Annotated in this window: 10 protein-coding genes; 4 read left to right on the top strand and 6 right to left on the bottom strand. The window is 57.3% G+C overall.

Annotated elements, in window-relative coordinates:
* Position 1: 1 nt before the first annotated feature.
* Positions 2-700 carry an urea ABC transporter ATP-binding subunit UrtE gene (urtE, locus tag LQK91_RS12120; protein ID WP_003854882.1) on the top strand — a complete coding sequence of 233 codons (699 nt, stop codon included), beginning with the start codon at positions 2-4 and terminating at the stop codon, positions 698-700.
* A 7-nt stretch (positions 701-707) separates the two neighbouring features.
* Here the strand turns inward: urtE and LQK91_RS12115 are convergent, their stop codons facing one another.
* Genes LQK91_RS12115 through rbsK form a run of 3 tightly spaced genes read right to left on the bottom strand, consistent with a single transcriptional unit; the run spans position 708 to position 3,970 of the window.
* On the bottom strand, positions 708-1,721 hold the full coding sequence (locus LQK91_RS12115; RefSeq protein ID WP_105099538.1) for an aldose 1-epimerase family protein: 1,014 nt from the start codon (positions 1,719-1,721) through the stop codon (positions 708-710).
* A complete protein-coding gene (gene fucP / locus LQK91_RS12110) occupies positions 1,718-3,043 on the bottom strand; it encodes an L-fucose:H+ symporter permease (protein WP_105099537.1) in 1,326 nt (441 codons plus the stop codon). The genes LQK91_RS12115 and fucP overlap by 4 nt, the downstream gene beginning before the upstream one ends.
* A gap of 9 nt (positions 3,044-3,052) precedes the next feature.
* Positions 3,053-3,970 (bottom strand): ribokinase, encoded by a 918-nt coding sequence (rbsK, locus tag LQK91_RS12105; protein WP_003854889.1) that lies wholly within the window; start codon positions 3,968-3,970, stop codon positions 3,053-3,055.
* Positions 3,971-4,349: 379 nt separating this feature from the next.
* Here rbsK and deoR point away from each other — a divergent pair, with 379 nt between their 5' ends.
* Positions 4,350-5,114, top strand: a complete 765-nt coding sequence (gene deoR, locus LQK91_RS12100) for a DNA-binding transcriptional repressor DeoR (RefSeq protein WP_033743124.1) — start codon at positions 4,350-4,352, stop codon at positions 5,112-5,114.
* 179 nt (positions 5,115-5,293) lie between these two features.
* Positions 5,294-6,961: an energy-dependent translational throttle protein EttA gene (ettA, locus tag LQK91_RS12095; RefSeq protein ID WP_008925533.1), complete on the top strand. Its 1,668-nt coding sequence runs from the start codon at positions 5,294-5,296 to the stop codon at positions 6,959-6,961.
* A 45-nt stretch (positions 6,962-7,006) separates the two neighbouring features.
* Here ettA and LQK91_RS12090 read toward each other — a convergent pair whose 3' ends face one another.
* Positions 7,007-7,903 (bottom strand): LysR family transcriptional regulator, encoded by an 897-nt coding sequence (locus LQK91_RS12090; protein WP_003854894.1) that lies wholly within the window; start codon positions 7,901-7,903, stop codon positions 7,007-7,009.
* 186 nt (positions 7,904-8,089) lie between these two features.
* Between LQK91_RS12090 and LQK91_RS12085 the strand changes: the two genes are divergently transcribed.
* Positions 8,090-9,091 carry a zinc-binding alcohol dehydrogenase family protein gene (locus tag LQK91_RS12085; protein ID WP_003854895.1) on the top strand — a complete coding sequence of 334 codons (1,002 nt, stop codon included), beginning with the start codon at positions 8,090-8,092 and terminating at the stop codon, positions 9,089-9,091.
* Between the two features lie 45 nt (positions 9,092-9,136).
* On the opposite strand, the gene nadR is transcribed toward LQK91_RS12085, so the two are convergent.
* Together nadR and radA are read right to left on the bottom strand one after the other, a co-directional pair.
* Positions 9,137-10,378: a multifunctional transcriptional regulator/nicotinamide-nucleotide adenylyltransferase/ribosylnicotinamide kinase NadR gene (nadR, locus tag LQK91_RS12080; protein WP_008925532.1), complete on the bottom strand. Its 1,242-nt coding sequence runs from the start codon at positions 10,376-10,378 to the stop codon at positions 9,137-9,139.
* A gap of 75 nt (positions 10,379-10,453) precedes the next feature.
* Positions 10,454-11,836: a DNA repair protein RadA gene (gene radA, locus LQK91_RS12075; protein ID WP_003854897.1), complete on the bottom strand. Its 1,383-nt coding sequence runs from the start codon at positions 11,834-11,836 to the stop codon at positions 10,454-10,456.
* Between the last annotated feature and the right edge of the window lie 9 nt (positions 11,837-11,845).

Here is an 11,845-nt window from a genome sequence, read left to right as displayed (position 1 = left end):
AATGTTACAGGTTACTGAACTGAATCAATATTATGGCGGCAGTCACATTCTGCGCGGCCTGTCGTTTGAGGTAAAAATTGGTGAAATTACCTGTCTGCTTGGCCGCAATGGCGTGGGAAAAACCACACTGCTGAAGTGCCTGATGGGGCTGATCCCGGCGAAGTCAGGCGAGATTCAGTGGCAGCAGCAGCGGATGAATGGCCGCAAGCCGCACCAGCGGGTGCAGGCGGGCATCGCCTATGTGCCGCAGGGACGGGAAATCTTTCCGCGTCTGACGGTCGAAGAGAACCTGCTGATGGGCCTGTCGCGCTTTCCGGCGGCGCAGGCGCGTGAGGTGCCGGAGGAGATTTATCAGCTCTTTCCGGTGCTGCTGGCGATGAAGTCACGCCGGGGCGGCGATCTCTCGGGCGGTCAGCAGCAGCAGCTGGCGATCGGCCGGGCGCTGGCCTGTCGGCCACAGCTGCTGATCCTTGATGAGCCGACCGAAGGGATCCAGCCCTCGGTGATCAAAGAGATCGGCGCGGTAATCCGCCAGCTGGCGCAACGGGGAGATATGGCGATCCTGCTGGTTGAGCAGTTTTATGACTTCGCGGCAGAACTGGCGGACAGCTATCTGGTGATGTCGCGCGGTGAAATTGTGCAGCGTGGCCGCGGCGACACCATGGAAGCAGAAGGTGTGCGCGGCCTGGTGGCGATTTAAACCCGACTCAGAGCAGGCCGGTCTCCACAGAGAAGTGACGCTGCTCGCCGCTCGCCAGGGTGATCAGCGTGCCGGCCTGCTGCGCGGCAAGAAAACCCTCTGGCCGACAGGTGGCGGGCAGAATATAGGCCGCCACCTGCTGGTCATGGTTGTGCAGCAGCCAGCGGGTTGCGTGCGGGAACTGCGCGGTAGAGAAGCGCGTCATCAGCGCGTAGCCCTGCGGCGCATGCAACTCAAACTGTACCTCATCACCATACTGCGGCAGATCGTCCGCAAATAAGACGATCTCGGGATCGCAGAGCTGCGGTTGATCGAGCTGCTGTAACGCCTGCGGATCGCGCGCCAGTTGATCCGTGTAATCCCGCCAGGCGGGCGTTGGTCGCAGGTGCGCCGGGATCGAGCGACGCAGCTGGAATGCCCCTTCGGGGATCGACTGCCGGAAGCGCCCCTGATCGATCCACGCGCTGTTGAGGTGACACATGTATTGCAACGGCATCGGTGCACCCGCCAGATTGGTCACCGTCATCTCTATCGTCAGACGGGGCCTGTCGGCCTGAATGCGAACGGCGGGTGCCGCAACATAATGATGGCCGAAGCCTTTAACATATTCACACTCCCCTTCCAGCGACAGTGTCTGATCGTCCAGCACCAGCCAGGCACTATCCATGCGGGCGCAGGCCATTTCCCCGTGCAGCGGATGATCGTCCTCTGGCGCGGGACAGCCGTTAGCCAGCAGCCCCGAATGAAAGGCAAAACAGCCATAGGTATCTATGATCGAATTCGCGGGCAGCGGCTGCTTAAAGCTGTGGCCCATGGTCAGGTTATGATCGTCAAACTGCACGTCCCAGATCATCTGCCCGAGAAACGGCAGCACGGTCACGCTGCCGCGCCGGTTATGAATGCGCACTGCCTCGATTCCTGCCGGATAGCGAAACACCTCAACCCGGAAGTCATCGCTTTCCAGCAGCAGCGAGGGCGTGGTGTGAAACTGGTCACACGCTAAGGGTAAACGGGTTCTCATGGTAACTCCTCCACCAGACGACCGGCCGCAACCGGCTGTTTTTTATGGCGCAGTTCGCCGTAGAAGTAAAATCCGACCCAGGCGAAGCAGAGCAGCGAGACACCAAACGCCAGCTGCATTGAACCCAGCGTGTCAGACACCAGGCCCTGCAGCGCCGGGACAAAGGCCGCGCCAACAATCGCCATCACGATAAACGCGCCTGCCACTTCAGTGTATTTATTATCGACCGTCGCCAGCGTACCGGCGTAGATCGTTGCCCAGCAGGGCCCAAACAGCACGCTGACAAAAACGGCGGCGTAGACGGCGGTAAAGTTCGGCACCAGCATCACATAAGCCAGCGTCAGCACGCCCAGCACCGAATAGGCGATCAGCACTTTCTCGGCACGGAAGCGGGTCATCAGGAAGTTCGCCACGAACTTGCCGATAAAGAAGCAGACGAAGCTGTAGATCATAAAGTTAGAGGCGTGACGTTCATTGGCCGCCCCCAGCGTCAGCGCCAGACGAATGGTAAATGACCAGACCGCCACCTGCATGCCGACATACAGGAACTGGGTCACAATGCCGCGTTTAAAGTGACGGTTAGCCGCCAGATAGCGGAAGGTCTCGCCCAGTGACGGCCGGGATGTCTCATTACTCTCTGGTTTGCAGCGCGGATAGCGGGTGAACATAAACAGCAGCATCACGACCACCAGCACCATCACCAGATATTTGTAAGGCTCCAGCGTGTGCTCCAGCATTGTCAGGCGGAAAGCATGCGCCTGCTCTGCCGTCATGGCTGCCATCTGACTCTCCAGACTGTCGCCATCCTGGAACACCAGATATTTACCCAGCACAATCCCCATCAGCGCACCGATCGGATAGAAGGTCTGGCTGACGTTGAGGCGCAGCGTCGCATGATCACGATGACCAATCATCGAGCTGTAGGTGTTGGCCGCCGTTTCCAGGAAACTCAGGCCAATGGCAATCGCAAAGATCGCCGCGAGGAACATGGTGTAGGTCGCCATGTGCGAAGCAGGATAAAAGGCGATACAGCCGGCAATGTAGAGCGCCAGACCGATCATAATCGCCATCTTGTAACTGGTTTTGCGGATCACCAGCGAGGCGGGGATCGCAATCAGAAAATAGCCGCCATAAAAGGCGCTCTGCACCAGCGCACTGGCGAAGTCGCTCAGGGCAAACACACTTTTAAACTGGGTAATCAGGATATCGTTGAGACTCGCTGCACAGCCCCAGAGCGGGAAGAGGCACGACAGCAGAATGAACTGGAACAGCGGCGTTTTATTCAGATAGCCATCAGATTGCTGAACAATTTTCTGTTGCATAGCAGAACCTCAGTTACGGTTGAGAAAACGCTGGAAAGTCTCTGCGTCGGGATAAGCGCGCTGCGTGCCGCGCCCGGTGACGCTGCAGGCGGCATAGGCCGACGCCTGTGTCATGGCGGCGGCCACATCGCCGGTTTTCACCAGCAGATAGGCAAAGCAGCCGATAAAGGCATCACCTGCGCCGCTGGTATCGACCGCCTGAACCGGCGTCGCGGCCACGCGATGCACCTTGTCGCCGCTCATCCAGACCGAGCCCCGGCTGCCCAGAGTAATGATCAGATTTTTAAGGCCGCGCTTCAGCAGCGACTGCCCCGCCAGGATCACCTCGTCATCGGTGCTGACGGGCAGGCCGGTGAGGATCTCCAGTTCGGTTTCGTTCGGCATAAAGAAGTCGCATTTGCAGGCGTAGTGAATATCCAGCGAAGCGACGGCCGGTGCCGGATTCAGGATCACGTTGATCTGATGCTGGCGGGCAAAATCGATGGCGTAATAGACCGTCTCCAGCGGGATCTCCAGCTGCAGGATGATCAGCTCACAGGCTTTCAGCGCCTCTGCCGCGTCGTCGATATCAGCCGGTTTCAGCTGCTGGTTGGCACCTTTGATAATCAGAATGCGGTTTTGCGACTGGTCATCGACAAAAATCGGTGCCACACCGCTGGAGGTGCCTGGTGCAGTGGTGACAAATCGCGTGTCCACGCCCTGCTGCTGCAGGTTCGCGACGGTGTTGGGCGCAAAGAGATCGTCGCCAACTTTGCTGACCATCATCACGCTGCCGCCCATTTTCGCCGCCGCAACCGCCTGGTTAGCGCCCTTACCGCCGCAGCCAATCGCAAAGTCAGGCGCTTCAAGGGTTTCGCCCGCTTTCGGCAGGCTGTTGGTATAGGTAATCAAATCGACCATGTTTGAGCCGATGACCGCAATTGTCATGACCATTTCTCCTGGATATTTTGCAAACTTCAAATGTTATTAAAGTCACAATAACCTTTCTTAAAAGTTAAATATGTGACAAAAACCACAACATGAGTTCGCAAAATCGACAATATGCGACAGGGATCGGGATTTTAAGTGTTACTATTATAACAAGATAACATCATAGAGCCTGCTGGCTGAGCAATGTGAACGCCTGCGGCGATGAGCGGTAGTCACCGCACAGCGGAGGTTTGCGGGCCTTTCAGAATGCGGGTAAGATTGGTTGCCAGCCTGGCGGATGAGACGCAACTCATTCAAATCTGTGAGGTTTGTCGCGTATTGACGTCGGTTCCGGCGTCTTTCCTCCGCATTGCAGGATAGGTAAACAGAGATGACCATGGAAACCCGGCGCGACGAACGCATTCACAAGCTGACACAGGCGCTTAAACGCACCGATAAACTGCATCTCAAAGACGCGGCCCAGCTGCTGGGTGTCTCAGAGATGACGGTTCGCCGCGATTTAACCGAACCGGGCTCCAGCGTGGTGTTACTGGGCGGCTACATTGTCAGCGACCCAAAAAGTCATACCGGCCACTATTTTGTCAGCGATCAGCATGGGCAGAATGCGGCCAGAAAGCAGCGACTGGCGCAGGCGGCGGCCAGCCTGATTAACGAAAACGATACGGTCTTTTTCGATTGCGGCACTACCCTGCCCTATATCGTTGATGCGATTCCCGACACGCTGTCGTTCACTGCCATCTGCTGTGCTATGAACACCTTTCTGACGCTGAAAGAGAAACCTGGCTGTAACGTTATTCTCAGCGGCGGTGAATTTCATGCTGACAACGCTCTGTTTACACCGATTGGCGTGCACACCATCCTGGACGATCTTTGTCCGACGCTGGCTTTGATCTCTGCGGCGGGTATCGACAAAGATCAGGGGGCGACCTGCTACAACACCAATGAACTGATGATGAAACATCACGCCATGCTGCGTGCCCGAACGTCGGTACTGGTGGCTGACAGCAGTAAATATGGCAAGGTGCTGCCTGCCCGCATTGCCGGGCTGCAGCGTTTTGACCTGCTGGTGAGTGACAGCGCACCCGATCAGGCGTTACAGAACTGGCTGGCGCAGCAGGCGATACCGCTTCGCCTGCCCTGAGCCTGCCTCTGCCGTCATTTCAGCGATTACGCGCGGAAATCAGACAGTTATTTCATACGTTGTCCGGCATCACCGCCCTCAGGGCATTATTCGCCGCCCCCCGGCTGGGATTAAACGGTGAAAAAGGCTAAACTTCGACATCATTCCAACGACCAACAGACCCAGAGGCTCAATCCAACGTGGCTCAATTCGTCTATAGCATGCATCGCGTCGGCAAAGTGGTTCCGCCGAAACGACATATCCTGAAAAACATCTCGCTCAGCTTCTTCCCCGGCGCAAAAATCGGCGTACTCGGCCTGAATGGCGCGGGTAAATCTACCCTGCTGCGCATCATGGCCGGCATCGATAAAGATATCGAAGGGGAAGCGCGTCCGCAGCCAGGCATCAAGATTGGCTACCTGCCGCAGGAGCCGCAGCTTAACCTTGAACACACCGTGCGCGAGTCGGTTGAAGAAGCGCTGTCAGAAGTAGTTGGCGCACTGAAACGTCTCGACGAAGTTTATGCGCTCTATGCCGAAGAGGATGCAGACTTCGACAAGCTGGCCGCTGAGCAGGGCCGTCTTGAAGAGATCATCCAGGCGCACGATGGTCACAACCTGAATACCCAACTGGAACGTGCTGCCGATGCGCTGCGCCTGCCAGACTGGGACGCGAAGATCGCCACCCTTTCCGGTGGTGAACGTCGCCGCGTCGCCCTCTGCCGCCTGCTGCTGGAAAAACCAGACATGCTGCTGCTGGACGAACCGACGAACCACCTGGACGCCGAATCTGTCGCCTGGCTGGAGCGCTTCCTGCATGACTTCGAAGGCACTGTGGTCGCGATTACGCATGACCGTTACTTCCTGGATAACGTGGCAGGCTGGATTCTGGAACTTGACCGCGGTGAAGGTATTCCGTGGGAAGGCAACTACTCCTCCTGGCTGGAGCAGAAAGATGCGCGTCTGGCGCAGGAAGCTTCTTCTGAAGCCGCGCGTCGTAAGTCGATTGAGAAAGAGCTGGAGTGGGTGCGCAAAGGGCCAAAAGGCCAGCAGTCTAAAGGCAAAGCCCGTCTGGCTCGCTTTGAAGAACTGAACAACACGGACTACCAGAAGCGTAACGAAACCAACGAACTGTTTATTCCGCCAGGTGCCCGTCTGGGTGACAAAGTGCTGGAAGTCAGCAATCTGCGTAAGTCCTATGGCGACCGTGTGCTGATTGACGATCTCTCGTTCTCAGTACCGAAAGGGGCGATTGTCGGGATTATCGGTCCTAACGGCGCGGGTAAATCGACGCTGTTCCGCATGATGTCCGGTCAGGAACAGCCTGATTCCGGCAGCATTGTGCTGGGCGAGACGGTGAAGCTGGCGTCCGTCGATCAGTTCCGCGACAGCATGGATAACTCCAAAACCGTGTGGGAAGAGGTTTCCGGCGGTCAGGACATCATGCGTATCGGTAACACCGAGATGCCAAGCCGCGCCTATGTTGGCCGCTTTAACTTTAAAGGCGTCGATCAGGGCAAACGCGTTGGCGAACTGTCGGGTGGTGAGCGTGGTCGTCTGCACCTCGCGAAACTGCTGCAGGTTGGCGGCAACATGTTGCTGCTCGATGAACCGACCAACGACCTGGATATCGAAACCCTGCGCGCGCTGGAAAACGCCCTGCTGGAGTTCCCGGGCTGTGCCATGGTCATCTCGCATGACCGCTGGTTCCTGGACCGTATCGCGACGCACATCCTGGATTACCAGGATGAGGGTAATATCGAATTCTTCGAAGGTAACTTTACCGAATATGAAGAGTACAAGAAGCGTACTCTCGGCGCCGACGCACTGGAGCCGAAGCGCATCAAGTACAAGCGTATGACGAAGTAATCGAATAAACGGGCGGCAGCGATGCCGCCCTTTTTGATGGTTCACTCAGCGATAAAACTCTCTGAACACCGGTGACTGCAGCGCAAACTCAATAAAGCGCGCCAGCGCAGGCGAATTCAGTTTACGGCCCGGATAGACCAGCCACAGCTCATTTCCCTCGACTTCCCATTCCGGCAGCACCGGCACCAGTCGGGGATCCGCCATCGCCCCATCGGTCAGAAAGTGCGGCAGCAGCGTAATGCCTGCATCGCCCAGCGCCGATTCGCGCGCATAGAGTAAATTGTCGGTGAGATGGCCAGGCGGCAGCAGCCAGCGATAGAACGCGCCATCACGCTGCAATACCCATTCATTCCATGCGCGATGCGCGATACAGCGGTGAGCTGACAGCTGCTGCGGGTGAAGCAGCGGCGGGTGCTGATTAAGATAGTGCTGCGAAGCCACCAGCAGTCGTGGGCAGTTGCCTATCCGGCGGCCAATCAGCGAGGACTCCTGCGGCTGACCGGTGCGCAGCGCCACATCAAAGCCCTCCTGTACCAGATCCCGCATCTCATCGGAAATCGAGACATCCAGCGTCACATCAGGATAGAGACGCAAAAACGCTGCATTACAGCGCGCCAGCAGTGTGGCCCCAATGCCCGCCGGACTGGTGATGCGCAGACGCCCGCTGGGGTTTTCACGCAGGCTGGCGATAGCCTGATCGGCGCGTTCACTGGCCTGCATCATCTCCTGACAATGCAGCAGATAGCGCTCACCGGCAAAAGTCAGATTGAGCTGGCGGGTGGTGCGATTCAGCAAACGAATCCCCAGCCGCTGCTCCAGCTGGCTGATACGCTGACTGACACTGGATTTAGGCAGGCCTGCGCGTTCTGCCGCGCCGGTAAAGCTGCCGCACTCCGCCACCAGCGCAAACAGCGCCATGTCCTGCCACTGACGAAATGCCATTGTTCACCTCAGACGAACACTCTATGAAAGATTGTCCATCTTATCACCGTTAAAATCAGGTTCTACACTTAAGGCCTGTCTTCATCATTACAGCCAGTCTTGCTATAGAGAGTATGTACACCGACTCCCGACCAGGCTGTCAGAGAAAAGAGCCAGACTCTTTGCTTAACTACACAGGAAAACGTTATGTCTATTCGCGCTATCGCAATTAATCCCGAAAATCCTGAACACTTTACTGAAATTTTCCCTGAAACCCCCACGCCAGGCGAGTATGACCTGCGTGTCGAGGTCAAAGCCGCCTCGGTCAACCCGGTTGATACCAAGGTGCACAAAGGGGCGAAGAAGAACGGCTTACAGCAGCCACGTATCCTGGGCTGGGATGCCAGCGGCGTTGTGCTGGAAGTGGGCAGCTCAGTCAGCAACTTTAAGCCTGGCGATGAAGTCTTCTACGCCGGCGATCTGACCCGTCCAGGCAGCAACAGCACTGAGCAGCTGGTGGACTCACGCATCACCGGCCATAAGCCAGAGAGTCTGGACTGGGCACAGTCTGCCGCGATCCCACTGACGGCCCTGACCGCATGGGAAGGTTTATTTGAACGACTGAACCTGGAGACGGCATCGGAAGATCAGACTCTGCTGATCGTTGGCGGCGCAGGTGGTGTTGGATCACTGGCGATCCCCCTGGCGAAGCTGCGCAGCAAAGTGAAGATCATTGCGACTGCCTCGCGTGAAGATTCCGCCCAGTGGTGCCGCGATCGCGGAGCCGATGTGGTGATCAATTACAAAGATATGATCGGTGAGCTGGAGAAACAGGGCATTAAGCAGGTTGATTATATTTTCTGCCTGAACGATACCGACGGTCACTGGGAGACGATGGCGAAGCTGATCGCACCACAGGGTCATATCTGCACCATCGTGGAAAACGAACATCCGCTGTCGATGGATCAACTGAAGCTGAAGAGTGCGGCACTGCATTTCGAGCTGATGTACACCCGCAGCATGTTTAATACCCCGGATATGGCGCGTCAGGGCGAGATTCTGGATGCGGTATCGGCATTGCTGGATGAAGGTAAACTGCAAACCACGCTGAGCGAAACGCTGCACGGCTTAAGCGTTGAGACGTTAACTGCCGCCCATCAGCGCGTGCTGGAAGGCCACATGCGCGGCAAAGTGGTCATGGTCTATTAATGCGCTGACCCGGCTGCCGTGCGGCAGACCGGGTCACAGCTGGCGTTACGGCTGGGCGTTTTTCTCGCCCAGCATCGCTTTGACCAGCTCAATGCATCGCAGGAACCGCGCGTCATAATCATCTTCCTGCACGTGCAGGAATTCGATGTTGTTTTCACGCAGCATCGTCACCAGCATCGACTGAAACTCCCGCCGATCCACGGAACTGCCCAGGCTGCGCAATCCATCTGCGACCCAGGGCACGTTGTTCTCTAACAGAATCACCAGATCAAAACGGTATTCATCGATCAGTGCCTGCACAAAGGGATGTTCGCGCCCTTCATACTTCAGACAGAATGCCTGCGTGGTCACAAAATCGGTGTCGATAAACGCCACTTTGTTGGCGTATTTAACGGCAAAATCGATGTACTGTGCCTGACCCAGCGCGATCTTGTCGTAATCGGAATATTGCAGCGCCATTTCGTCACCGCCCAGATGGGAGAAGACATAGTCGCGGCCATATTCCCAGGCGCTGGTGGTGTTAAAGATGTTGGCGAGCTTATTCACCAGCGTCGATTTACCGCTCGACTCGCCGCCGAGAATCGCCACGGTGCGCACAAAGAACGGCTTCACTTCCGTAGGAATGTAATCCCAGAAGCGGAACGGATCCTGACGAATCTGCGCGCCACTGATGCTCATAAAGGATCGGTTGGGATCGACCAGCACGGTCTGAATGCCAAGGTGCTGCTGATACATCTCCGCATCGGGCGCTTCACTGGTGTAGATGCAATCCGGTGCAATGCCGTGCTCGCTCAGAAACGCGCTGACGCCCTTGCTCCAGACATCCCAGCCATGCGGATAGGGTTCAATCCCCTCCTCATCAAAGGCGTGGATGCGGATATTTTTCTGATACTTAAAGGTCTGCAGCAGCCAGCGCAGGCGATCGCTGACCGTAGGCTGCTGTGACATCGCGCTGTTCTCAAACAGTTCACGGTCACGCGGCTCGTCATAACCCATAATGATATGCAGCTCATCCACCTGACTGCAGGCGCGCTGAATCAGATAGATATGGCCGGTGTGCAGCGGATAAAACTTACCAAATACCACGCCCACCGTTTTATCGCGGCGCGGAAATTCAAGGCCCAGGAATCGGTGAAGCGCCTCCAGTTTTTGCGCGCTGGGGCTTTTGATTTTGGCATTGAGCAACTGGCTCAGATAGCCTTTGGTCATGCCGCTGGCATCAGCGACCTGTTGCAGCGTATGGCCCTGCTGGCGAATAGCCGTTTTCAGATAATCAAACGACGACATGTCGTGCCTCCTGCATCAATGCGGTTAAGGTGGGAGCGGCCTGCCCGCGACGCAGGCTGGCAGGCCGCAGGCGCATTACAGATCGTCCAGAATCGCCAGCGCATCGGCCAGCTTCTTCGCGCTGAAAACCTGCATCCCGGCAATCGGTTTTTTCGGTGCATTCCCTGCCGGTACAATGGCGCGTTTGAAGCCATGCTTCGCCGCTTCAGAGATGCGCTCCTGACCGCTGGGCACCGGACGGATCTCACCGGCCAGTCCCACTTCGCCGAAGATCACCAGATCCTGCGGCAACGGACGATCGCGCAGGCTCGACACCATCGACAGCATCAGCGCCAGGTCCGCACTGGTTTCGGTGACTTTAACACCACCAACCACGTTGACGAATACATCCTGATCCGCCATCTGCAATCCGCCATGACGATGTAAAACGGCCAGCAGTATCGCCAGGCGGTTCTGCTCCAGACCCACCGCCACGCGGCGTGGGTTGCCCATCATGGAGTGATCGACCAGCGCCTGAATCTCCACCAGCAGTGGACGCGTGCCTTCCCACAGCACCATCACCGAGCTGCCAGAGGTAACCTCTTCGCCCCGTGACAGGAAGATAGCGGACGGGTTGCTGACTTCACGCATGCCCTGCTCTGTCATGGCAAACACCCCCAGCTCATTGACCGCACCGAAGCGGTTTTTATGGCTGCGAAGGGTGCGGAAACGGGAGTCGGCATCGCCATCCAGCAGCACCGAACAGTCGATACAGTGCTCCAGCACTTTCGGCCCGGCCAGCGAGCCATCTTTAGTCACGTGACCGACCATGATGATCGCGACGCCGCGCGTTTTAGCGAAGCGCGTCAGGTAGGCGGCGGTTTCACGCACCTGCGCGACGCTGCCGGGTGATGACTGGATCTCTGCCATGTGCATGACCTGGATCGAGTCGATCACCATCAGCTGCGGCTGCTCCTGTTCGGCGATCAGGCAGATCTGCTCAATGCTGGTTTCCGACAGCATATTGACATTTTCGGTGGGTAATCCCAGACGATGGGCGCGCATCGCAACCTGTTGGAGTGACTCTTCACCGGTGACGTACAGGGTTTTCATCCCCTCTGACAACCGGCACATCACCTGCAGCAGCAGCGTGGATTTCCCCGCACCAGGACTGCCGCCAATCAGAATGGCGCTGCCCGGCACAACGCCGCCGCCCAGCACCCGGTCAAACTCTTTGAAGCTGGTCGAGAAGCGCGGTAACGCCTCCAGGCTGATTTCAGAGAGCTTCTGCACCCGGCTGGTCCCGGCGCTGCCGGCATAGCCACTCAGGCGCTCGTTACGCGCAGCAGCAGGCGAGGCAGCGATGCGCACCTCGGTGATGGTGTTCCAGGCGTGACAGGCGCTGCATTGCCCCTGCCAGCGTGGGTAATCTGCGCCACATTCGTTACAGACAAATGCGCGTTTTGCCGCTTTGGCCAAATCAATACC

This window comes from Pantoea sp. MHSD4 (genome assembly GCF_021043305.1).
Classification (GTDB): Bacteria; Pseudomonadota; Gammaproteobacteria; order Enterobacterales; family Enterobacteriaceae; genus Pantoea; species Pantoea eucalypti.
The sequence above is the reverse complement of the archived record's forward strand: the minus strand, read 5'-3'. Positions and strand labels throughout refer to the sequence as shown.